The 24,269-nt window shown below is 37.5% G+C and carries 25 protein-coding genes; 22 read left to right on the top strand and 3 right to left on the bottom strand.

What is annotated here, in order from left to right:
- Positions 1 to 34: 34 nt before the first annotated feature.
- Positions 35 to 430, bottom strand: coding sequence for a hypothetical protein (locus tag O0236_RS05755; RefSeq protein WP_268913152.1), 396 nt, complete (start codon positions 428 to 430; stop codon positions 35 to 37).
- 136 nt (positions 431 to 566) lie between these two features.
- On the opposite strand from O0236_RS05755, the gene O0236_RS05750 reads away from it, so the two are divergent.
- From O0236_RS05750 to O0236_RS05725, 6 genes are read left to right on the top strand one after another with little or no spacing between them, the layout of a single operon-like run.
- Positions 567 to 923, top strand: a complete 357-nt coding sequence (locus O0236_RS05750; RefSeq protein WP_268913151.1) for a hypothetical protein — start codon at positions 567 to 569, stop codon at positions 921 to 923.
- Between the two features lie 33 nt (positions 924 to 956).
- Positions 957 to 1,919, top strand: coding sequence for a 50S ribosomal protein L11 methyltransferase (gene prmA, locus O0236_RS05745; RefSeq protein WP_268913150.1), 963 nt, complete (start codon positions 957 to 959; stop codon positions 1,917 to 1,919).
- A gap of 2 nt (positions 1,920 to 1,921) precedes the next feature.
- Entirely contained in the window at positions 1,922 to 2,665 is a 744-nt protein-coding gene (locus O0236_RS05740) for a 16S rRNA (uracil(1498)-N(3))-methyltransferase (protein WP_268913149.1), read from the top strand.
- Between the two features lie 52 nt (positions 2,666 to 2,717).
- Positions 2,718 to 4,952 carry a RelA/SpoT family protein gene (locus tag O0236_RS05735; RefSeq protein ID WP_268913148.1) on the top strand — a complete coding sequence of 745 codons (2,235 nt, stop codon included), beginning with the start codon at positions 2,718 to 2,720 and terminating at the stop codon, positions 4,950 to 4,952.
- Between the two features lie 11 nt (positions 4,953 to 4,963).
- Positions 4,964 to 5,410 (top strand): D-aminoacyl-tRNA deacylase, encoded by a 447-nt coding sequence (dtd, locus tag O0236_RS05730; RefSeq protein ID WP_268913147.1) that lies wholly within the window; start codon positions 4,964 to 4,966, stop codon positions 5,408 to 5,410.
- A 16-nt stretch (positions 5,411 to 5,426) separates the two neighbouring features.
- The gene (locus tag O0236_RS05725) at positions 5,427 to 6,068 is read left to right on the top strand and encodes an HAD-IA family hydrolase (RefSeq protein ID WP_268913146.1); all 642 of its coding nucleotides are present in this window, start codon (positions 5,427 to 5,429) and stop codon (positions 6,066 to 6,068) included.
- 38 nt (positions 6,069 to 6,106) lie between these two features.
- Here O0236_RS05725 and O0236_RS05720 read toward each other — a convergent pair whose 3' ends face one another.
- Positions 6,107 to 6,949 (bottom strand): N-acetylmuramoyl-L-alanine amidase, encoded by an 843-nt coding sequence (locus O0236_RS05720; RefSeq protein ID WP_268913145.1) that lies wholly within the window; start codon positions 6,947 to 6,949, stop codon positions 6,107 to 6,109.
- A gap of 335 nt (positions 6,950 to 7,284) precedes the next feature.
- On the opposite strand from O0236_RS05720, the gene hisS reads away from it, so the two are divergent.
- From hisS to O0236_RS05685, 7 genes are all read left to right on the top strand, one after another.
- On the top strand, positions 7,285 to 8,577 hold the full coding sequence (gene hisS, locus O0236_RS05715) for a histidine--tRNA ligase (protein ID WP_268913144.1): 1,293 nt from the start codon (positions 7,285 to 7,287) through the stop codon (positions 8,575 to 8,577).
- A 12-nt stretch (positions 8,578 to 8,589) separates the two neighbouring features.
- Complete coding sequence (aspS, locus tag O0236_RS05710) at positions 8,590 to 10,383, top strand: aspartate--tRNA ligase (protein WP_268913143.1); 1,794 nt, start codon at positions 8,590 to 8,592, stop codon at positions 10,381 to 10,383.
- Positions 10,384 to 10,478: 95 nt separating this feature from the next.
- Positions 10,479 to 11,354, top strand: a complete 876-nt coding sequence (locus tag O0236_RS05705; protein WP_268913142.1) for a YitT family protein — start codon at positions 10,479 to 10,481, stop codon at positions 11,352 to 11,354.
- Between the two features lie 133 nt (positions 11,355 to 11,487).
- A complete protein-coding gene (locus O0236_RS05700) occupies positions 11,488 to 12,597 on the top strand; it encodes a CDP-glycerol glycerophosphotransferase family protein (protein ID WP_268913310.1) in 1,110 nt (369 codons plus the stop codon).
- 25 nt (positions 12,598 to 12,622) lie between these two features.
- Positions 12,623 to 13,432: an ABC transporter permease gene (locus O0236_RS05695; protein ID WP_268913141.1), complete on the top strand. Its 810-nt coding sequence runs from the start codon at positions 12,623 to 12,625 to the stop codon at positions 13,430 to 13,432.
- A gap of 13 nt (positions 13,433 to 13,445) precedes the next feature.
- A complete protein-coding gene (locus O0236_RS05690; RefSeq protein WP_268913140.1) occupies positions 13,446 to 14,657 on the top strand; it encodes a CDP-glycerol glycerophosphotransferase family protein in 1,212 nt (403 codons plus the stop codon).
- A gap of 3 nt (positions 14,658 to 14,660) precedes the next feature.
- Positions 14,661 to 15,581 (top strand): deoxyribonuclease IV, encoded by a 921-nt coding sequence (locus O0236_RS05685; RefSeq protein ID WP_268913139.1) that lies wholly within the window; start codon positions 14,661 to 14,663, stop codon positions 15,579 to 15,581.
- On the opposite strand, the gene O0236_RS05680 is transcribed toward O0236_RS05685, so the two are convergent.
- The gene (locus tag O0236_RS05680) at positions 15,578 to 16,405 is read right to left on the bottom strand and encodes a pyruvate, water dikinase regulatory protein (RefSeq protein WP_268913138.1); all 828 of its coding nucleotides are present in this window, start codon (positions 16,403 to 16,405) and stop codon (positions 15,578 to 15,580) included. The genes O0236_RS05685 and O0236_RS05680 overlap by 4 nt on opposite strands.
- A gap of 167 nt (positions 16,406 to 16,572) precedes the next feature.
- Here O0236_RS05680 and rpsU point away from each other — a divergent pair, with 167 nt between their 5' ends.
- The 9 genes from rpsU (at position 16,573) to glyS (ending at position 24,148) form a co-directional block, all read left to right on the top strand.
- Entirely contained in the window at positions 16,573 to 16,764 is a 192-nt protein-coding gene (gene rpsU / locus O0236_RS05675) for a 30S ribosomal protein S21 (RefSeq protein ID WP_003553874.1), read from the top strand.
- 93 nt (positions 16,765 to 16,857) lie between these two features.
- Complete coding sequence (locus O0236_RS05670) at positions 16,858 to 17,307, top strand: GatB/YqeY domain-containing protein (protein ID WP_268913137.1); 450 nt, start codon at positions 16,858 to 16,860, stop codon at positions 17,305 to 17,307.
- 23 nt (positions 17,308 to 17,330) lie between these two features.
- On the top strand, positions 17,331 to 18,296 hold the full coding sequence (locus O0236_RS05665; protein WP_268913136.1) for a PhoH family protein: 966 nt from the start codon (positions 17,331 to 17,333) through the stop codon (positions 18,294 to 18,296).
- 17 nt (positions 18,297 to 18,313) lie between these two features.
- Positions 18,314 to 18,796 (top strand): rRNA maturation RNase YbeY, encoded by a 483-nt coding sequence (gene ybeY / locus O0236_RS05660; RefSeq protein ID WP_268913135.1) that lies wholly within the window; start codon positions 18,314 to 18,316, stop codon positions 18,794 to 18,796.
- Positions 18,780 to 19,175 carry a diacylglycerol kinase family protein gene (locus tag O0236_RS05655; RefSeq protein WP_268913309.1) on the top strand — a complete coding sequence of 132 codons (396 nt, stop codon included), beginning with the start codon at positions 18,780 to 18,782 and terminating at the stop codon, positions 19,173 to 19,175. Before ybeY ends, O0236_RS05655 begins: the two co-directional genes overlap by 17 nt.
- 11 nt (positions 19,176 to 19,186) lie before the next feature.
- The gene (gene era / locus O0236_RS05650) at positions 19,187 to 20,089 is read left to right on the top strand and encodes a GTPase Era (RefSeq protein ID WP_125008205.1); all 903 of its coding nucleotides are present in this window, start codon (positions 19,187 to 19,189) and stop codon (positions 20,087 to 20,089) included.
- Between the two features lie 14 nt (positions 20,090 to 20,103).
- Complete coding sequence (gene recO, locus O0236_RS05645; RefSeq protein WP_268913134.1) at positions 20,104 to 20,871, top strand: DNA repair protein RecO; 768 nt, start codon at positions 20,104 to 20,106, stop codon at positions 20,869 to 20,871.
- 272 nt (positions 20,872 to 21,143) lie between these two features.
- A complete protein-coding gene (gene glyQ, locus O0236_RS05640; RefSeq protein ID WP_268913132.1) occupies positions 21,144 to 22,067 on the top strand; it encodes a glycine--tRNA ligase subunit alpha in 924 nt (307 codons plus the stop codon).
- The gene (gene glyS / locus O0236_RS05635) at positions 22,067 to 24,148 is read left to right on the top strand and encodes a glycine--tRNA ligase subunit beta (protein ID WP_268913131.1); all 2,082 of its coding nucleotides are present in this window, start codon (positions 22,067 to 22,069) and stop codon (positions 24,146 to 24,148) included. Before glyQ ends, glyS begins: the two co-directional genes overlap by 1 nt.
- Positions 24,149 to 24,269: the final 121 nt, after the last annotated feature.

Here is a 24,269-nt window from a genome sequence, read left to right as displayed (position 1 = left end):
ATGAATTTGTTCATCATAGTTCTGGAATGATTCTCTAACCAATTCGTAATTCTGTTATTAAATTGGTATCAATGATAATATTATCTTCATCATCCCGATGATATTTAACACGTTCTAATAGACCGTGTTCCATAATATAGTCATTGAATAATCTTTTTTTAGGTGCTTGAAGGATTCCTGCATTATGAGAAGCCTCAAATGCAACCTGCTTTAGAACATATTTTTCTGGAATTGCCTGAAAGATGTTATCTAAAGCCTCAAGTGCTGCTTCACCAGTTTTTAATAGATTTGGTTGTAGATGATCTCGGTAGAAAACTTGGCGTCCTTCATAGATGACAGGACTTAAATTGTTTTCTAAAATTGCAGTGTAGCCAATTCGTATGGTTTCATCTGTAATTTGGTTAATAAAGCGGACGCGAAACATTTCCATTTAGGTTCATCTCCTTAGAACTATCATTACAAACAAATTGGAAAAATTCAAATAAATCGTTTGCGTTTTTGGTCAGGTTACATTAGTATATATATTAATTGTTTTTTTATGAAGAGTTTAACAAGCAACAATAAACATGCAGGAGGTGTTCATTATTCTTAGTCGTACTAAACAATTTCTTAGAAAAAATGGTTTTTTCTATAAAAAAGAGTATATGCGCCCCTTGTTGACACCCGAAAATATCTATATTTTTAAGTTTGGAAAGAAGCAACTTGATAATAGACTGATAGTTAGGTACAGTCACAAGTGGACTGGAAGACAGCGAATCAATGAAATCGATTTAAGACTTCATAAGCAAAAGCATCCGCGGGTTTTCCGCACAGAAGCCGAGTTATTAAATTACTTACAATCTCGGTTACTTAATCATGACGCTAAAGTGCATGATGATTTAGATGATGAAGAACAGGAAGTATCAAATGGCGCATCCAAATAGGATGCTTTTTTTGTATCGGAAAGGAATTTATATATGAATTGGACACAGATATCCGTACTAACAACGAGTGAAGCCGTTGAGGCGGTTGCTAATATTTTCATGGATTTTGATGCAAGTGGGGTAAAAATCGAAGACGCAGAAGACTTCAAGAAAATCAATCCACAAGCAGAGGCTAATCATGGCCGATTATTTGATATGAAAGATATTCCGCATATCAGTAATGGAGCGATTGTTAGCTCGTACTTTCCTGATTCTCAAGATATTTTGGCCAAAGTGCCTATGATCGAAGAACGCGTTAGGAATTTAAGTGACTTTGGCTTGAATCCTGGTCCAGCTGAAGTGAAATCAAGTATTGTAGCTGATGAAGATTGGGCAACTGAATGGGAAAAATATTATCATCCAGTCAGACTTACTAGATATTTAACAATTGTTCCTAGTTGGGAGGGGTATAATCCAACCACTGGCGATGAACAGGTCATTCGACTAGATCCAGGAATGGCATTTGGAACTGGAACTCATCCAACCACGCAATTATCACTGCAAGCCTTAGAAACAGTAATTCGCGGCGGCGAATCAATGATCGATGTTGGTACTGGATCTGGAGTTTTAAGTATTGCCGCCAAAAGATTAGGGGTTGGTGATATCTTCGCCACAGACGTTGATGATATTGCTGTTAAGTCAGCTAAAGACAACGTTCGCCTTAACTTTAACGATGACGCAATGGAAATTGTGCCTAATGATTTGCTGAATGGAATTCATAAACAAGTTGATATTATCGTTGCCAATATTTTGGCTGAAATTCTTGTGCCACTTGCTCCACAAGCTTTTGAAAATCTAAAGCCCGGTGGCAAGTTCATCACTGCAGGAATTATCAATTCAAAGCTAGATGTTGTTAAAGAGGCCATTACCAATTCAGAATTCAAAGTTTTACAAATTTTAAACATGGGTGATTGGTACTCAATTATTGCTCAAAAACCTACTAAAGATGAGGATTAAATATGCAACATTATTTCATTAATAGTAATCTACCAGATGATCATAATATTGAATTACCAACTGACGTTGCCAAACACTTTGTTAGAGTACTGCGTAGTGAACCTGGTGATCAATTAGAAGTAGTATTGAATGATCATCATGTGTATTTGGCAGAATTGACTAAAATTGATGGCCAACAAGCAGTTTGTCATATAATTCGTGATTTAAATCACAATGTGGAACTGCCGGTCAAAATTTCTTTGATTTGTGGTCTACCGAAACAGAGTAAGCCAGAAATTATTGTTCAGAAGTCCACAGAATTAGGAGTCAACGAAATCATTTTCACTCAGATGCAACGCTCCGTCGTTCACTGGGATAATAAAGCTGATAAAAAAATCAGTCGACTCCAAGAAGTTGCTAAAAGTGCAGCGGAACAATCCCATCGAAATGTCGTCCCCAAAATTAAGTTCGCAAAACAGATCGCAGACATTGACATGGATGATTATGATGTCCACGTGGTAGCTTATGAAGAATCGGCTAAGCAGGGTGAACAGTCAAATTTGAGTAAAGCATTCTCTAATATGAATTCAGGAGATTCGGCTGTATTCGTAATCGGTCCTGAAGGTGGGGTATCTGATGATGAAATTAATCATCTTTCTGAAAGTCAGTTTATATCAGCTGGTTTAGGACCTCGAATTTTGAGAACTGAGACCGCACCTTTTTATGTTCTAGCTGCTGCATCGTATCACTTTGAATTGAGTCATTAACCGATTAATTGTAGAATAGTGCTAAGTAATTACCAAGAAAGTAAGTGATTTTATGGCCACAAAAGTATGGACTGCCGACGAAGTCATCAAACAAGCAGCCGAATATATGAACGATAAACACGTTACAGAAGTGAAGAAAGCTTACGAGTTTGCTAAGATTGCCCATGCTGACCAGCACCGTCAATCTGGTGAACCATATATCACACATCCAATTCAAGTTGCTGGTATTTTAGCTGATCTTCATATGGATCCGGCAACCGTTTCTGCTGGTTTCTTACACGATATTGTGGAAGATACTGGAGTCACTTTGGCTGATGTTAAGGAAATGTTTGGTGACGACGTTTCTTTGATTGTGGATGGGGTTACTAAACTATCTAAAATTAAATACAAATCCAGTCAAGAAAGACTGGCTGAAAATCACCGAAAATTACTACTAGCAATGTGTCAAGACATTCGGGTAATGATCGTTAAGTTGGCTGACCGTTTGCATAACATGCGGACGCTTAAGTCTTTGCGACCAGATAAGCAACGCAGAATCGCTAAGGAAACCTTGGAAATTTATGCGCCAATTGCTGATCGTTTAGGTATTGGAACGATTAAATGGGAACTTGAAGATATTAGTCTGCGTTATTTAAATCCACAACAATATTACCGAATCGTCCATTTAATGAACTCCCGAAGAGATCAACGGGAAGATTATATTCAAAAAGCAATTAGTCAAATTGAGGATTCTATTGCTGATTTACATTTAAAAGTTGATATTTATGGTCGGCCAAAGCATATTTACTCAGTTTATAGAAAAATGGTCGATCAGCATAAACAATTCAGTCAGATTTACGACTTGTTGGCTATTCGTGTCATCGTGGACTCAATTAAGGACTGTTATGCTGTTTTAGGTGCTATTCATTCTGAATGGAAACCAATGCCTGGCCGTTTTAAAGATTATATTGCTATGCCAAAAGCTAATATGTATCAATCATTGCATACCACTGTGATCGGTCCAGAGGGCAAGCCATTAGAAGTACAAATCAGAACTCAAGAGATGCATCAAGTGGCTGAATTTGGTATTGCTGCTCACTGGGCTTACAAAGAAGGTATCAAAGACGGTGTTGAAGGATCAAATGATAATAATAAACTAAATTGGTTTAAAGAAATCATTGAACTTCAGGAAGATACGGATGATGCCGCTGATTTTATGGACGGCGTCAAAGGTGAATTATTTGGTGATCGAGTATATGCTTTCACTCCTAAAGGTGACGTTTTTGAGCTACCTAAGGGTGCGGGACCTTTGGATATGGCTTACATCATTCATACTGAAGTGGGCCATCACACAACCGGTGCCCGAGTTAATGGCAAAATCGTCCCTCTAGATTTTGAAATCTCTAATGGGGATATCGTTGACATTATTACTTCACCAAATTCCACCGGTCCAAGTCGTGATTGGTTGCAACTAGTGAGAACACGGCGGGCACGAAATAAAATTAAACAATTTTTCCGTCAGGAAGATCGTGAACAGAATATCGAAACAGGTCGTGATATGCTGATTCGCCATTTGCAAAGTGAAGGTTTTAATCCTAAAGAAGTGTTAACTGATGAAAAATTAAATTCAGTTGCTGCTGGGATGAATTATCACCATGGCGAGGATCTATTGGCAGCCGTTGGTTTTGGTGATTTACAACCCACCGGAGTAGTTAACCGAATCACCGAGGATATTCGTGCTCAGCAAAAAAAGGAACGCCAAGATCAAGCTGAACGCGAAGTTTTGGAAAAACACCAAACGATTTCTGAAAATAATGATACTAAGCCACAGAAGAGTTCCCGACAGGCTTCTTCTTCCAGTGGAGTCATTATCGAGGGTGTTGAGAACATGTTGGTTAGATTAAGCCACTGTTGTACACCAGTTCCTGGAGACGAAATTGTTGGATACATTACCAAGGGACGTGGAGTATCAGTTCACAGAATTAATTGTCCAAACATCAAAAAGGCTGAAGATAATGGTGAACGATTGATTGAGGTATCATGGGAAAATCCAGATACTGGTAAAGAAACGTATCCTGCGAACTTATCCGTTTCAGGTTACAATCGTTCTGGAATGTTGACTGATGTTTTGAATGCCATTGGCAATGTGACCAAGGATGTATCTTCTATCAATGGTCAAGTTGATCACAATAAGATGGCTACGATTTCAATTTCGGTAGGTATTCATAACTTAGAACAACTTGATCGACTGATTAATACAGTAAAGAACATTCATGATGTGTACTCAGTAGAACGAATTTTTAGATAGGGGTTTTTAAATTGAGAATCGTCCTTCAAAGAGTTAAACGTGCTTCTGTTAGCATAGATAATGAAATTTATAATCAAATTGATGGTGGTTTTGTGTTATTAGTTGGTGTTAATGATACTGACGGTGATGCTGAAATTGATTATTTAGTACACAAAATCAACAAGTTAAGAGTATTTGAAGATGATGATCAGAAGCTTAATTTAGATATTCATCAAGTTGGTGGCGCGATTCTATCTATCTCTCAGTTCACATTATTTGCCAATACGAAGAAGGGTAATCGTCCAAGTTTCACAGAAGCGGGCGAGCCAACTCGTTCTAAACAAGTCTACGAGCGATTCAATGATAAACTTGCTGACACTGGCATAACTGTTAAGCCTGGTGTATTTGGCGCCGATATGTTGGTCAATATCGAAAACGATGGGCCGGTAACAATTTTGTTTGATACCGATAATAAGTAGTTACTAGGAGTTTATGATGATTAAAAATTTGATTTGGGATTTTGACGGAACATTATTTGATACTTATCCTCAGATGGTGCAAGCATTTGCAAAAGCTTTAAATGATTTGGGAATCGATAGTGTCGAGATTGATGAACACGAAATTTATGTAGTAATGAGACAGCATTCTGTTGGTTCAGCACTTAAGAAATATGCTAGTTTTTATGGAGTCGATGAAACCAAACTCGGTGAAATCAATAAAAAATACCAAGATCAAATGGTCATGGCAGCTAAACCATTTTCTGGAGTAAATGAACTCTTAGACCTTGCCTTGAATAATGATGGTGGAAACTTTCTGTTGACACATCGGGATGAACAGGCAAAAGATTTGCTGGCTAAATTTGATTTATTAGATAAATTTTCTGGTTTTGTCACTTCTGCTGATAAATTTCCCAGAAAGCCCAAACCAGATTCTTTGAACTGGTTGAAGAAAACTTATGATTTGTCGAATGATCAAACAATGATGATCGGTGATAGACAGTTAGATGTTGAAGCTGGTAATAACGCCAATGTCTTCACTGCTTTATTTGATCTTAACCGAACAATATTGCATACTGGCAATCCTGATATTCGGGTGACTGCATTATCAGAGTTACTAGACTATTTAAAACAAAAATAAAAGGCTGAGGATATTTTCCTCAACCTTTTTTATTGTTTTTAATTGTTATCTTTGAAGTAGTTGTAGATTCCATTAGTGACATCATTGACGTATTGTTGCTGGTAACTGGCAGAAGAAATTTGCTTAAAGTCACCATCGTTATTGATGTAGCCACCTTCAATCAAAATCGACGGAATGGAAATGTCTCTGACCACTAAGAAATTACCGAATTCAGCACCTCGATTAGGTAGTGGTAAATTTGTCAATTGACTGTTGACCGAATTGGCCAGGGTCTTTGATTGGCCAGGATGGTAGTAATAAGTAGTTACACCTGACGCATCATTAGCAACATCAGATGAATCGAAGTGAATGCTAATAAATAGGTTTGCGGAATTCTTAATTGCAATTTTAGGGCGATCAGCTAACGCGACGGTTTTATTACTGTCTCTGGTCATGATGACGCGAGCACCTTTGGCTCGCAAAGTTTTTGCTAGCTTAGTCGCGAAAATTAATGTGTATTTCTTTTCTTCTTGACCGGTAGTTGATAAGGCGCCTGAGTCGCTACCACCATGGCCAGGATCAATGGCAATGGTTGCTTCTGACAATCTGGTTACGCTGTTGGCTTTAGGATTATCTACCAACCATGAAGCTACCCAGCCGATGTCTTTGTGGTGAGCAATGACTTTTATCCAGTCATTCTTTCTATCAATGACTTGTAGTCGCTCACCTTTATGAACCTTTTCTTTGATTGAATAAGTAATTGCTGGGCCTGTCCGTAAATTCAATGAATTTACTTTGACTGTTACTGAGTTAGCATACAATGCAACTAACATAATAGTTAGTGTAATGATAATAGTTAATGTAGCAATGACCCAGCTACGATTTTGTGTGATTTTTTTCAATTTCTTCCATCCCATTCATTCAGTAAGTCTATTATAATGTACAGATGGGTTTACGCAATTGATTTATCATCTTGACATTATTTAAATTCTCGACTAATGTTATATTTAGTTAAATAAACAACCGGTGAAAAGAACAGTAGGGCTTATGTTGTTTTAAGAGAGCGTCTGGTCGGTGAAAAGACGTAACAAAAATCCTGAATGACACTTTTTGGTAAGGTTAATAGTGTAACTACTATTCGCGCGAGCGTTATTCTTGAGTTTTATTAAGGTGGTACCGTGCGAGAAGCACCCTTGTCAATGACAGGGGTGCTTTTTATTTTTAGGAGGGCTTATTCATGAGATATCAACGACCAAAAGGAACGGCCGATATTTTACCAGATGAAGCGAGAAAATGGGGCTATATCGAAGAAACAGCAAGAATGATCTTTGACAATTACCGTTATCGCGAAATTCGGACGCCAATGTTCGAAAATTTTGAGGTGTTCTCTAGAACTAGTGGGGACACATCTGACGTAGTAACAAAAGAAATGTATGATTTTCATGATAAAGGTGACAGACATATTAGTTTGCGTCCAGAAGGTACTGCTGGTGTAGTTCGAGCATTCGTTGAAAACAAACTATACGGTCCCGAACACCAAAAACCCGTAAAGGTATTCTATATGGGTTCAATGTTTAGATATGAACGTCCACAGTCTGGTCGTCAGCGGGAATTCCATCAAATCGGGGTCGAGGCTTTTGGTAGTAACGAACCTGAATTAGATGTTGAAGTAATCGCAATGGCTATTAATTTCCTTAAACGCCTTGGTTTAACGGGTCTACGGTTAGCAATTAATAGTTTAGGAGATCAAGAGACTCGAGACAACTATCGCCAAGCCTTAATAGATTACTTAGATCCATATTTTGACGAACTAAGTGATGATTCAAAAGTTAGATTACACAAGAATCCGTTACGAGTATTAGATAGTAAAGATAAGCGAGATCAAGAAATCGTCAAGGATGCTCCATCAATTTTGGATTATCTTTCAGAAGACTCTCAAGCACATTTCAACGCTGTTAAGCATTTACTCGACACGTTGGAAATTGATTATGACGTTGACGATACTATGGTTCGAGGCTTGGACTACTACACACATACTATTTTCGAAATTATGGTTGATTCAAAGTCATTGGGTGAAGGATATACCACGATTTGTGCTGGTGGTCGTTACAATGGTCTAGTTGAGGAACTTGGCGGACCTGAAATGCCAGGTATCGGATTTGGTTTGGGTGTCGAAAGATTGATGGTTTTATTAGATGCTCAAGATATAGAATTACCAATTCTTGACCAATTAGATGTGTACGCGGTTGGTATTGGTGAAGGCACTAGTGAAGTCACTCTTAAAATCGTCCAAGCTTTGAGAAATGATGGCTTCTCTGCTGACCGAGATTATCTTGATCGTAAGCCTAAAGCTCAGTTTAAATCAGCTGACAAGCTGAATGCCCAATTTACAATTACCATTGGTGATCGTGAATTAGAAAATAAAACAGCCAATGTTAAGTCTATGATTTCAGGAAAAGAAGTTAGTGTACCAATTGATGAAATTACCACGAACTTTAATACTGTGATTACCAATAATTTTGATGAGTAAGGAAATGACAAAATGAAAAGAACAACATATGCAGGATTAGTAGACGAGAATTTAATCGGCGAAGAAGTCGTTCTTAAGGGATGGGTTCAAAAACGCCGTGATTTAGGTAGTTTAATTTTTATTGACCTAAGAGATATCAAGGGCATCGTTCAACTCGTATTTAGTGAAGAATATGGTCCAGAGGCTTTAAAAGTCGCTGATCAACTTCGTGGGGAATATGTAGTTGAAGTTCGTGGTAAGGTCGTTGCCAGAGCAGATAAAGAAGTTAATGACCGTATGAGAACTGGTAAGATTGAAATTGATATTACAGAAGCTAAGATTTTAGCTACTGCTAAAACTCCACCATTCTACATTCAAGATAACATCAATGTTTCAGATGAACTTAGATTGAAATATCGTTACCTTGATTTACGTCGTCCAGAAATGCAACGGAGTATTTTGATGCGTAACCGTATCATTCAATCGGTTCATAGTTTCTTTGATTCACAAGAATTTATTGATATTGAAACTCCTACTTTAACTAAATCAACTCCAGAAGGAGCCCGTGACTACTTGGTTCCATCAAGAGTTTATCCTGGTTCATTTTATGCACTACCTCAATCACCTCAACAATTCAAACAATTATTGATGGGTGCCGGTTTTGATAAATATTACCAAATTGCTCGTTGTTACCGTGACGAAGATTTGCGTGGTGATCGTCAGCCAGAATTTACCCAAATCGATATGGAAATGTCATTCGCTGATCCTGAGGAAATTCAAGAAGTAACTGAAGGCTTAATTGCTAAAGTTATGAAGGATGCTTTAGGAGTTGAAGTTAAATTGCCATTTGCCAGAATGAGCTGGGATGAATCAATGGCTCGCTTTGGTACTGATCAACCAGATGTTAGATTCGGTATGGAATTGAAGGATCTTTCTGAAATTATGAAGTCAGTTGACTTTAAGGTATTCTCTTCTGCTGTCGAAAACGGTGGCCAAGTCAAAGCAATTGCTGTTCCTGGTGGGGCAGACCTTTATTCAAGAAAAGACTTAGATGCTTTTGGTAAGTATGTCGAACGCTTTGGCGCTAAAGGACTTGCTTGGTTGAAAGTTACTGATGATGGTTTCTCAGGACCAATTGCTAAGTTCTTTGCTGATGAAGGTGTCAGAGATCAAATTTTGGCTACTACTGAGGCTAAAGTCGGTGACTTATTATTATTTGCTGCTGACAATAGTCGGGTTGTTGCAAATACCTTAGCTTACTTACGAGTTCAAATTGCTAAAGAACAAAATATGATCGATGAATCTAAGTTTGCTTTCTTGTGGATCGTCGACTGGCCATTGTTTGATTACGATGTTGACTTGAAGCGTTATGTAGCTGCTCACCATCCATTCACTATGCCAAATGAAGAAGATGTTCATTACTTGATGAATGAAGATGAAGATCCTCACAAGGCGTATGCTCAAAGTTACGATATTATCTTAAATGGTCTCGAATTAGGTGGGGGATCAATTCGTATTCACCGTCGCGACATTCAAGAAAAAATGTTTGAAGCACTTGGATTTACTAAAGAAAGTGCAGAATCACAATTTGGTTACTTCTTAGAGGCATTGGATTATGGTTTTCCACCTCATGGTGGTCTTGCAATTGGTTTGGACAGATTTGTTCGCCTATTGGCTGATCGTGATAACATTCGTGATGTTATTGCGTTCCCTAAGAATTCCAAAGCAGTTGAACCATTGACTAGCGCCCCAGCACCAGTTGCTAATAAACAATTAGAAGATTTAGGAATTTTCGTCACTGAACATGATGATGAAGACAAAAAATAGCATTAAAAATGGGCTGATTAAAAATCGGCCTTTTTTATTACATAAATAAGCATATAATCAATATGAATAAAATTTAAATGGGGATGGCTAATTTAATGGACGACGTTTCAAAAGTGCTTAAGCGACATGCTTATATCACCAAAGCATCAACTTCTTTTATCTACGCAATTTTAGTTTCCATCGCGGTTAATTTCTTTTGGACACCGGGACACATATATTCTTCAGGAATCACAGGCTTTGCGCAATTATTGACCACTGTTTCTGAACGTTTTTTACCAATCACTATTACTACTGGTGTGGGATTATTCTTACTTAACATTCCGCTATTTTTATTAGCTTGGAAGGCAATTAGTCACCAATTTACGATTTTTACCATCTTTACCGTGTTTTTATCAAGTTTAATGATTCAAATGATGCATCCGATTCAACTAACGCATGATCCCATTATTTGCGCCATTTTTGGTGGGGCAGTTAATGGTTTTGGTACCGGTCTTGCCTTGAAAAATGGTATTTCTACTGGTGGATTAGACATCTTGGGAATCGTTATTCGTGATCGAACTGGACGCTCAATTGGTTCAATCAATATTATGTTTAACGTATTCATTATTTTAGCTGCCGGTTTAATGTATGGATGGCCATACGCGTTCTATTCTGTTTTGAGTTTAATTGTGAATGCTAAGGTAATGGACATGACATATACTAAACAACAGCGAATGCAAGTTATGATCATTACATCACGGCCTAACACAGTGATTGATAGTGTTCAAAATCATTTACGACGAGGAATTACCATCGTGCATAATGCTGAAGGAGCATATCAACATGACCAAAAAACGATTCTGTTCACGGTCATTTCGAGGTATGAGATGGGGGAATTGGAAGAAGCCTTACTTGAATCTGATCCACACGCATTTGCTTCATTATCAGATACAGTTAAAATCGTTGGTCGTTTTTACGATCCGATGCCCTAATTCTAAAGAATTATCTACGATTGTTGTTGGCAAAAAAATCGTGAACGCAGTATGTTATAATACTCAGGTTAACGAATCTGAATAGAAATTGGTGAGTGTGTTGAAAGTGATTTATCTCTTTTTAATTAGGGTCATGTCGATTCTGAATTTGTTTAGAAAAAAGAGAAACATTGTCTACTTTATGAGTTTTGATAATAATGTAGATTTCATAAAAAAATTAGCTGCAAAAAAACCGAAGAATAGTCGACTTTTGGTTTATTATCGAAGTAACACTGAGGCCGCAGCTACAGATTTAGCTGCTTACGGTATTATTACCAGACCTTTTAAAGATAATGTGAGCTTTGTTTTGGGAAAAATCCCGAAGGTCATGAGTGCTAGATTAATTTTTTGTGATAACTATTATGCATTTTTAGGTGGCTTGGTTAAAACTCCTAAAATGAAGGTAGTTCAACTTTGGCATGCAAATGGTGCCATTAAAAAGTTTGGTTGGGAAGATCCAACAACAAATGATCGAACTACTTCTGATAAGAAACGATTCGAGTCAGTGTATGATAAATTTGATGACTACATAGTGTCTTCTGAATCCATGGGGCAAGTATTCGAAAGAAGTTATCATGCTAAAGCCAATCAGATGAAACTGTTGGGTTATCCACGATCGGATGAATTATTTGATGATGAAGCTATTCAGGCTTCCAGAGACCGAATCTTTCGTTCCGCTCCAGAATTAAAAGGTAAACGGGTCATCTTATACGCACCGACGTACCGTGAGGATGGTAATTTTAAATTACCTAACGGAGTCAGCAATGCACTTACTAGTGATCCTAATTCCATCGTGGTCATTAAATTGCACCCTGTAGTTCAGGATCGCGAAGATAAAGTTCGTGAAGTTAGAAATCCACGGATCCGCTTCTACCATCAGTTTTCAACCAATGACTTATTGACCGTTACTGATACCTTGGTCACCGATTATTCTTCGGTGGTGTTTGATTTTAGCTTGCTAAAAAATGCTAAGTCAGTTATTTTCTTTATGTATGATTTAGAAAGATATCGTCAAGATCCCGGAATCCAGAATGATTTCTTAGATTGGCTACCCGACAAACCGCTACTTACTGTCAAAGAACTGGCAGCAGCAATTGTGGCAGATCAACCCTCGGACTTTCAGGAATTTAACAAACGCTGGAATACTTTTAATGACGGTAATGCATCGGATAGAGTTATTGAACATTACTTACAAAACTTTTAATTATTTAATTTAAGGAGAGCTCGTTTTGAAAGAAGTATGGACATTAATTAAAGAACAAGCTGAAAATTTGGGAATCATTTTCAGAATTTCACGCTACGAAGATAAAGCAGAGTATCAAAGCCATTATTTAGGTTTAATGTGGGAATATTTATACCCATTGATTCAAATTGGAATTTATTGGATTGTTTTCGGTGTCGGTTTGAAACATGGTAATGCAACTCATGGGATTGGTTATTTACCTTGGATGGTAATCGGTATTACACCTTGGTTCTTCATGAACCGAGTTACTCTAGATGCGTCAAAGAGTATTTATGAGCGAGTTGGTATGGTTTCGAAAATGAAATTTCCAGTCAGCATCTTGCCAACAATTAAAATCGTCAGCAATTTAACGACTTTTTGGACCATGTTGGTTTTCACCATTTTAATTGGTTTTTTGAACAACGTTTTTCCAACAATTTCTTGGTTTGAATGGATTTACTACTTCATTTGTATGATTGCTTGGTTAATCGCATTTGGTATCTTTAATTCAACTATCTCTGTTTTGATTAGAGATTACAAAATCTTACTTCAATCTGTTATGAGAATGTTATTCTACCTATCAGGTGTCTTGTTTAACTTCCAAACTAACGCCTTTCCAGCACCAATGGTTCGTGTTCTTGAGTTAAATCCGTTCTTCTACGTGGTTAACGGATTTAGAGAAGCCATGTTTAATGAAGGACATTTCTGGCAACAAGGAACTTTAAACTTGGTATTCTGGGGTTTTGTTTTGTTCTTCTTACTAGTAGGATCACATCTGCATTACAAATTCCGGTCAAGATTTGTTGACCTTATATAGGCAGGCAAAGATAATGGGTAATAAATTTAAACAACTAATAAAACTTATTGCTCGACTAGTGCTCATCGTTATTAACGATGGGTTTCTTTGTATTCCGGTAAAAAAAGGTCGGGTAATGTTTGAAAGCTTTAATGGACGAGATATTAATGACAATCCATTCGCGATTTATCAAGAATTAGTTAAACTGGATTCAACTTATAAAGGTACTGCTTATTTCAGTGTGAAGCCTTCAGAATATCAACGATTGGCACAATCACATCCAGAAATGAAATTGATTCGTAGGTTTACTCCTAGATGGGCAGTTTTGATGGCCACCTCGGAATATTGGGTCATGAATTCACGTCTTCCACTGTGGTGGCATAAAAATCGTGGGACTAGATATATTCAAACCTGGCACGGAACACCCTTGAAAAAATTGGGCAAAGACATTGAAAATGTTGAGATTCCTGGCACTACAACGACTAAGTATCATGCAGAATTTCAACAAGAGGCAGATCGTTGGGACGTCTTAATTGCGCCTAACCAATATTCTCAAGATATTTTTAAATCTGCTTTTGGATTTCATAATCACTTTTTGAATATCGGTTATCCAAGAAATGACGTTTTATATACTGAAAACAATGAAACAAAGATTGCGGGACTCAAACAAAAATTACTAGGTAAGCAGCCTCATAGAGTAATTTTGTATGCTCCTACGTGGCGTGATGATGATTATCAGCAGAAGGGCGTTTATAATTTTGAATTACCATTTAATTTAAAGAAATTTTTCGACCGTTTTGATGATGATACGCAACTAATTATTAGACCTCATTACCTTGTTAAGGATAAAATTGACATAACGGGATATGAGGACCGGGTTAGTGTGTTAGCAGACGATGATATCAATGAGTTATATTTAATCTCTGACATGCTGATTACAGATTACTCTTCGGTGATGTTTGACTATGCTAACTTAAAGAGACCGACATTGTATTATGCGTATGATTTAGACCATTATCGGGATGAATTACGCGGATTTTACTTTGACTATCAAGCAGACAATTTATCTGGCCCATTGGTAACCAATGAAGGAGATTTCTTCAACAAGCTGAGCGATTTTTGCAAATATGGTCAATTCCCAGGCTTTGAACACCAGTTGGCAGACTTTAATGAACGCTTTTGTTCTTGGGAAACAGGTCAAGCTTCTAATCAAGTGGCAAAATTAATTATGAATGGAGGACGATAATCGATGAATACAGATACTTTTTTAATTGGCTCACACGTCAATATGAATGGTAAAGAAATGTTTTTAGGTTCTGCTAAGCAAGCACATGATTTAAAAGAAAATGTTTTTATGGTATACACTGGTGCCCCTCAAAACACAGTTCGAAAACCGATTGATCAATTAATGGGAGAAGCTGGGCAACAATACATGCAGGAAAATGGCTTAGTCGCTTCTGTTGTCCATGCTCCCTACATCATTAATTTAGGCAATACCCAAAAGCCAGAGAGTTTTCAATTCGGTATTGATTTCTTACATGAAGAAATTCGCAGAGCACAAGCAATTGGTGCTTCACAAATCGTTTTGCATCCAGGAGCTCATGTAGGTGCTGGCCCCGAAGCTGCAATTGAAAATATTGCAAAAGGTTTAAATGAAGTTATTGAACCTGATCAAACCACTCAAATTGCAATCGAAACCATGGCGGGTAAGGGGACAGAAGTCGGCATTACTTTTGAACAAATTGCAGCAATCATTGATCGTGTTCAAGACAATGATAAATTGTCAGTTACATTTGATACCTGTCACACTAACGATGCTGGTTATAACGTCAAAGATGATTTCGATGATGTCCTGGCTGAATTTGATAAAATTATCGGTATTGATCGACTAAAAGTGGTTCATTTGAACGACTCTAAAAATCCAATGGGGAGTCACAAAGACCGTCACGAAATCATTGGTTTGGGGACGATCGGCTTTGATGCCTTAAATTACATTGCTCATCATGACCAACTAAAAAGCGTTCCCAAGATTATGGAAACGCCAGTTTTGAAGGATGAGAACGATAAAAAGATTCGTTACAATCCTCATGGTTATGAAGTTAAAATGTTGCGAGAACAAAAGTTTAATCCTGATATCATTAAAGATATGATGGCAAACAAACCATTTTAATCAGGATTTAGATCCGTTTCGTCTAGGTCCAGACTCTCTAAAATAATTGTGGAAGTCTCTTCAATAGACTTGTTTGAAACGTTGATTGATAAACAACCAAGATTACGATAAAGTTTTTTTGCAAAATCGAGCTCTTTTTTAATGTATTCTGGATCTGAATATGGCGTGTTAGCATCCATCCCATATGAAATCATCCGTTGTTTTCGAATACGACTGAGCTTTTCTGGTGTGTTGATCAAGCCGAAAATCCGTTTAGTTTCCACCTGTTTTAATTCTTCAGGAATTTGCATGGTAGGCCCAATTGGTAAATTAGCGACCCTCAGGTTGTGATTAGCCAAATATAAGGACAATGGGGTCTTAGAAGTTCTAGAAACCCCTAGCAAGACGATATCTGCTTGTAGTAGTCCCTTAGTGTTCTTACCATCGTCGTTTTCAACGGCAAATTCGATTGCTGAAATGCGATCAAAGTAATTTTCATTCAAATCATGAATGAGGCCTGGAACGTGGGCAGGCTTTTCTCCAGTTGCTTCAGCAAGCATCTTCATTGGTTGCTGAACACAGTCAAAATGGTACATGTTGTTTTGATGACAGAATTCTGCAACCTGGTTACTTAGTTCAATGCTGACCAATGTGTGAAAGATAATTGCCTGATTTTGTTTGGCTAATTTCAGTATCCCAGTCAACATTGATTCGGTTTGTACAAAAGGGAATCGTCTGATTTCAGTTGTTAGATTTTTAAATTGTGAGGCGGCTGTTTGGGCAACAGTTTGTGCAGTTCCACCACTTGAGTCAGAAATGATATAGATGTTTTGTTTAGCAGTCATGGTTGCTACTCCTTTGAATGTATTTACTAAATAAATTCTACCATGAAAAGGCTTTTTTTCAGAAACAATTGACGAGGTTTGATAAATTATGTATAATTATTTTCGAACCGTTTTGGTATTATTAAATATCAAAACTAAACTTTGAGCTCGGAGGGAGGGAATTTCACATGGCAAAGACAGTCGTTCGTAAAAACGAGTCTCTTGATGATGCTCTTCGACGCTTCAAACGTACAGTTTCAAAAAGCGGTACACTACAAGAATATCGTAAACGAGAATTTTATGAAAAACCAAGTGTTAAGCGTAAGTTAAAGTCTGAGGCGGCACGTAAACGTAACAACAAGAAGAAACGTCGTTTCTAATTTCAACCATAGAGGGATCGAAGACTACTATTGATTAGTCTTCGGTCTTTTTTAATGTTAAAATTTAGGTATAATTTGAAAAGAGGAAATGCAATGTCAATCAAAGAGCAATTAAATTCCGAATTAAAAGAGGCTATGAAGGCCAAGGATAAGGAAAAATTAACAGTTATTCGAGGATTGAAGGCGCAGATTACTAACGCTGAAGTCGCAAACAATAATCAAGAGTTGACTGACGAACAAGTTGGTCAAATCGTCCTTAAAGAAATTAAGCAAATTAATGAGTCGATTACTGAGTTTAAAAAGGGTAACCGTGATGATTTAGTTGCTGATCAAGAAAATAAATTAAAGCTTACAGAGGTTTATGCTCCAGCTCAAATGTCAGAAGACGAAGTATCAAAGGTCGTGTCTGAGACAATTGCTGAAGTTGGTGCTGAATCAATGGCAGATTTTGGTAAAGTAATGGGAGCTATTATGCCTAAGGTTAAAGGCAAGGCCGACGGGAATGTTATTAATAAACTCGTTAAGGAACAGCTCCAAAGTTAATAATTGAAAGGGAGCCGTAATTATTGGCAGAAGAACAAGTAACAACTAAAGAATTCATTGTTGCAGAACAAAATAATTTACTAACAATTGTTGGTGCTCAGGATGAGTATATTTCTATCCTAGAAAGTGGTTTGAATGTTTCAATTAATGTGTTTGGCAATAGTCTAAAAGTATCCGGAGAAGAGGCTGCTGTCGACACTACGCTATTGATTCTTAAAAACATTCTTGGTTTGATAGAAAAAGGTATTAGTATCAATTCAAGTGACTTCGTTAGCGCACTTAATATGGCTGAAAATGGTACTTTAGAGTACTTTAGCGATTTATATGATCAAGTCTTGATCAAAGACGCTAAAAATCATGCTGTTCGAGTTAAGACTTTCGGCCAAAGACAATATGTACAGGCAATTAGAAATCATGACATTGTATTTGGAGTTGGTCCCGCAGGAACCGGTAAAACATACTTGGCAGTTGTTATGGCGGTTTCGGCCCTTAAAAAAGGAATCGTTGACCGCATTGTACTTACTCGACCAGCTGTCGAGGCAGGTGAAAGTTTGGGATTCTTACCCGGTGACTTAAAGGATAAGGTTGATCCTTATCTTAGACCCATTTATGATGCCTTACACGCCATTTTAGGGACGGAACATACTGAGCGCTTACTTGAGCGTGGCATTATTGAAATCGCTCCTCTAGCTTATATGCGGGGTCGAACATTAGATAATGCATTTGTGATTTTAGATGAAGCCCAAAACACCACTAATTCGCAGATGAAGATGTTTTTGACTCGACTTGGCTTTGGATCAAAAATGATTGTTAACGGTGATATTTCACAAATTGATTTGCCTAGAAATGCTAGAAGTGGTTTAGTAGCCGCACAGAAAATTTTAGCTAATATAGATCAAATTGAATTTGTTAACTTTAGTTCCAAGGATGTTGTACGTCATCCGGTAGTTTCCAAGATTATTAATGCCTACGAAGATAACGCTGGGTAATCAAATAGGAGTATTCAATGGATTTAGAAATTTATGATAAAACTGCAGATAAAGTTTCTGAGGATAAATTAAAGTTAATTCGTGATGTTTTGAATTTTGCTGGTGAGTATATTCATTTGCCAGAAAACACAGAAATGTCGGTTACTTTGGTTAATAACGATGAAATTCAACGAATCAACCGTGAGTATCGAAACGTCGATCGACCAACTGATGTAATCAGTTTTGCAATTGAAGACGAAGCGGATGAAGACCTTCCCATTATTTTGGACGATGATTTGATGGCTGAAATTCCACAAAACATTGGAGATATCTTCGTTTCAGTAGATAAAGTTGCTGAGCAAGCTGATTATCTCGAACATTCTTTTGACAGGGAACTAGGATTCTTAGTAGTTCATGGATTCTTACACTTAAATGGTTATGACCATATGGAAAAAGCGGATGCCGACGTGATGTTTCCATTACAAAAAGAGATTTTAAATGCGTATGGTCTCAAGAGATAAGCATCAAATCGAGAAGAATAAGTCATTTTTTCAATCGGTTGGTCATGCAATTTCAGGAATCTGTCGGCTGGTTCTGGAAGAACGGAACTTTCGGTTTGACTTAATTATTGCGGCCGTCGTGTTAATCATGGGAGTTATCTTCCAAATTAACTTAAACGACTGGCTGTGGCTGTTCGCGGCATTTTTTGCTGTCATTGGCTCGGAAGTTTTGAATAGTATTGTTGAAAATGTTGTCGATTTAATTGTGGGTCGTCAGTATAATGAATTGGCAAAACGAGCTAAAGATATTGGTGCTGGAGGCGTGTTGCTTTCTGCATTTTTCGCCGTTATCATCGGTTGCTTAATTTTCATTCCTAAAATCATCGAATTTATTAAATAGTGAGGTAAATTATGGATAATCCAAATTTTAAATCAGGATTCGTCGCAATTGTTGGCCGTCCAAACGTTGGTAAGTCAACATTTTTAAACCGTGTCGTTGGACAAAAGGTTGCAATTATGAGTGACAAGGCTCAAACAACTAGAAATAAGATTCAGGGTGTTTATACCACCGATGAAGCCCAGGTGGTATTCATCGATACACCTGGTGTTCACAAACCAAAGGATCAACTGGGTAACTTTATGGTGGATTCTGCACTTTCTACTCTTAAAGAAGTTGATGCCATTTTATTTATGGTTAATGCAACTGAACGACGTGGTGCGGGTGATAACTTCATCATTGATCAACTTAAAAAAGTTGACCAACCAATCTATTTGATTATCAACAAAATTGATCAGATCACACCTGATGACTTGTTGTCTGTAATTGAACAGTACAAGACTGCCTTACCATTTAAAGAAGTCTTTCCAATTTCTGCATTGGAAGGCAACAATGTTCCTCAAATGGTTGACTCATTAGTTGGTGAATTACCAAATGGACCTCAGTATTATCCAGCAGATCAAATTACGGATCATCCAGAGCGGTTTGTTATTTCTGAGTTGATTAGAGAAAAAGTCTTTCAATTAACTCGTCAAGAGATTCCTACATCAACTGCTGTGTTCGTTGAACGAATCAAAAATGAAAATGATGTTCTAAACATTCAAGCAACCATTATCGTTGAGCGGGATGGTCAAAAAGCAATCGTTATCGGTAAAGGTGGGACAATGCTCAAAAAGATTGGGACACTTGCTCGCCAAGATATTGAAAATCTTATGGGTAATAAGGTGTATCTTGAACTTTGGGTTAAAGTTCAACCTAAGTGGAGAGATAAACAATCGCTATTACAATCTTACGGTTATCGCAAAGATAATTACTAGCATGATGGAGGTAAATGATCGTGGCAAATATTGGCGCTACAGACTTTACCGGAATATTAATGTATCAAAAAGCATATCGTGAACACGATATGCTAGCTAAATTTATTACTAAACAATTTGGCAAAAAGATGTTTATCGTGCGTGGAGCCAAACGACAAAATTTTAAAAATCGGGCTGCAGTGTTGCCATTTACTTATGGTACCTTCAATGGTGTCATTAAAGAGGAAGGGTTATCCTACTTCAACTCCGGCAATACTGTTTCTCATTATCAACAAATTAGTGATGATATTGAGATCAATGCCTACGCGACTTATGTCATGTCACTGATCGATTTTGCATTTCCGGACAGTGTGCAGATTCCAGAATGGTTTGAAAAATTGTCACTTGGTTTGGCTTTGATGAATGACGGATTTGATGCCAGTATTATTACGAATATTTTTGAAATTCAATTACTAGAGGCATTTGGTGTCGCACCCAATTGGGTCGATTGTGTTGTTTGTCATCGACAAGACCTGCCGTTTGACTATTCTGAGTCAATGGGTGGTTTGTTATGCTCCAATCATTGGGATCAGGATGAGTATCGACTGCATTTAGATCAGCGAACGATTTATTACTTACGATTATTTTCTGTGGTTGATTTTCGTAAGTTAAATAAAATCGATGTGAATGCAGATACCAAGTCCAAGCTTCGTCAGGTAATCGACCAGATTTACACAAGAAGTGTTGGGTACGTGCCCAAGAGCAAGAAGTTTTTGGATCAATTAAGTAACTTTAAGCTATAGTGTGCGTTGACAATTAATTGTCGTTAAACTATCATTATTTTTAGTTAAATATTTCGACATGAAAGATATTGATAATCGTGGTTTTTACAGCGAGGTCAGGATAGTGTAAGCTGACTAAAAACCCTTGGCGCTTTCGGTAGTCGAAAATTAAGTGCTGGTATTTACCAGAATTAGGGTGGAACCGCGATAATATCGTCCCTATGTTGAGTGAGCTGTTTTTAGTTTACTTTTCATAGGGACTTTTTTTGTGGCCAAAATTAGGAGGAACTCGTATGACTGAAAAATTGTCTGTTCAACAAATTATTTTAAGATTACAGCAATATTGGTCTGCACAGGGATGTATGTTAATGCAGGCTTACGATACTGAAAAAGGTGCCGGAACCATGAGTCCCTACACATTTTTAAGAGCGGTTGGTCCAGAACCATGGAACGCCGCATACATTGAACCATCTAGAAGACCAGCTGATGGTCGTTATGGTGAAAATCCTAACCGTCTTTACCAACATCATCAATTTCAAGTTTTGATGAAGCCATCTCCTGAAAACATTCAAGAACTATATCTTGGCAGTCTTCGCGAATTAGGTATCGATCCTTTGGAACATGATATTCGATTTGTGGAAGATAACTGGGAAAACCCTTCAATGGGTTGTGCCGGTGTTGGTTGGGAAGTTTGGCTCGATGGAATGGAAATCACTCAATTCACTTATTTCCAAATCGTCGGTGGTCTAGAAATGAATCCAGTTGCTTCTGAAATTACATACGGTTTGGAAAGACTATCATCATATATTCAAGATGTTAACTCAGTATTTGATCTTGAATGGTCTGACAACGTTAAGTATGGTGATATCTTCAAAGAACCTGAATTTGAACATTCAAAGTATAGTTTTGAAGAAAGCAACCAAGAGATGTTGATGAACTTCTTTAATGAATATGAAAAAGAAGCTCACCGACTATTAGATATGAACCTTGTTCATCCAGCTTATGACTATATTCTAAAATGTAGTCACACATTTAATTTGTTGGATGCCCGTGGAGCCGTTTCAGTTACTGAAAGAGCCGGATTCTTATCACGCATTCGTAATATGGCGCGGATGGTTGCCAAAGAATTTGTTGAAGAACGACGAAAACTTGGTTTCCCTCTAATTAAAGATGAAAAGAAACGCCAAGCTTTATTAAAAGATGAGGAGGAAAAATAATGGCTAAGAATTTCTTATTAGAAGTTGGTTTGGAAGAAATGCCAGCTCACGTTGTGACTCCTAGTATTAATCAGTTGGCAAAACGCGCCAAAGATTATCTAAAGGAACAACGAATCGAATTCGCAGAAATGCAAACTTTTAGTACTCCTAGAAGATTGGCTTTAAAAATCAATGGTTTAAGTGATAAACAACCTGACATTGATGAAACTGTTAAGGGACCTGCTAAAAAAATCGCTTTGGATGCTGAAGGTAACTGGACTAAAGCTGCTATCGGTTTTACTAAGGGTCAAGGTGCCAGCGTAGATGACATTACCTTTAAAGAATTGAAGGGTGTTGAATACGTTTATGTTGAAAAGCACATTGCCGGTAAGACAGTTGAAGAAATTTTGGCTGGTTTAAAAGACGTCATTATGGCAATGACTTTCCCTACAATGATGAAGTGGGGCGAATACTCATTTGAGTTCGTTCGACCAATTAAATGGTTAGTTGCATTACTCAATGATAAAGTGATCCCAATGTCGATTCTAGACGTAACGTCTGATCGAGTTACTCGTGGTCACAGATTCTTAGGTGAAGCGATTGAACTTGACAATTGTGACGATTATGAAGAACAATTAACTGCTCAATTTGTTATCGCAGATGCAGATCGTCGAAAAGCTTTAATTCGTAAGCAAATTGCCAAAATTGCTTCTGATAACAAGTGGACAATTAATATTGATGAAGATCTATTGGAAGAAGTTAACAACTTAGTTGAGTGGCCAACCGCTTTCTTTGGTAACTTCGATAAAAAATACTTAGCGATTCCTGATGAAGTATTGATTACATCAATGAGAGATCATCAACGTTTCTTCTATGTCACAGGTGACGATGACAAATTATTGCCATACTTTGTTTCTGTTAGAAATGGAAATGACAAGGATATTCAAAATGTGTCTGCAGGTAATGAAAAGGTTCTTACTGCCAGACTAGAAGATGCGATGTTCTTCTATGAAGAAGATCAAAAACAAACCATCGACCAATTCGTAGATCGTTTGAAGACGGTTAGCTTCCATGACAAGATTTCTACTATGTATGAAAAGATGCAACGAGTTGCTGTCATTGCTGACTACTATGGTCAAAAGTTAGGTTTAACATCTAGTCAATTAGAACATCTTAAGCGCGCTAGTGAAATCTACAAGTTTGACTTGGTAACTGGCATGGTTGGCGAATTTGCCGAACTTCAAGGTATTATGGGTGAAAAATATGCCTTGCTAAACGGTGAGGATGCTGAAGTGGCAGCCGCCATTCGTGAACACTATATGCCAATTTCTGCTAGTTCAGATCTACCTGAAAGTGAAGTTGGCTCAGTGTTAGCCATCGCTGACAAACTTGACTCAATCATTACCTTCTTTGCTGCTGGTATGATTCCTAGCGGATCAAATGATCCTTATGCGCTTCGTCGTCAGGCTTCAGGAATCGTTAGAATCGTTGCCGATAAGCAATGGAACTTTGATTTAGAAGCAACACTTCACGAAGTCATTAAGTTAATGGGTGATAAGAATGTTGCTCCAAAATTAGATATGGATGCTCAAGTGGCAACCATCACTGATTTCTTTAAGGATCGTATTCGTCAATACCTTAACGATTTGGGAACTAGATATGATATCAGTGCTGCAGTTACCAGTGGTTCAGCAACTAACATTTTGTTTAACATTGAGAGTGGTAAGGTGCTTACAGAGCATTCTGATGATGATCATTTCAAAGAGAGTGTTGAGGCTTTAACTCGAGTATTGAGAATTTCTCAAAAGGGTGATTTCGATACTAGTGATCTAACAGTTGATAATACATTATTTGAAAATGATTCAGAAACTAAGTTAAATGCTGCGGTCAACAACATTGCCAACGACTTTATGGCAGTTAGTGCCAACGATGCTTTCGAACGATTAGCATCATTAAGAGAAGACATTAACAATTACTTTGATGAGACAATGATCATGGCTAAAGATGAAGCAGTCAAGAATAATCGTTTGAAACAATTAACGATCATTGCTAACTTGATTATGCACGTCGGAAATCTGGATGAATTAGTGGTTAAAGGCTAAGTCATTTTGATTGTGGAACGTGTATTAGTATGGTAACATCTAATATGTGTCGCTAAGAGGAAGTCGCACTTTTTAAGTGCGACTTCTTCATGGATTAGAGAGCTTTAAAGATGGGAGGCGA

Origin of the sequence: Lentilactobacillus sp. SPB1-3, assembly GCF_026913205.2 — a bacterium.
Taxonomy (GTDB): domain Bacteria; phylum Bacillota; class Bacilli; order Lactobacillales; family Lactobacillaceae; genus Lentilactobacillus; species Lentilactobacillus terminaliae.
This window is presented reverse-complemented; position numbering and strand designations above follow the sequence as displayed.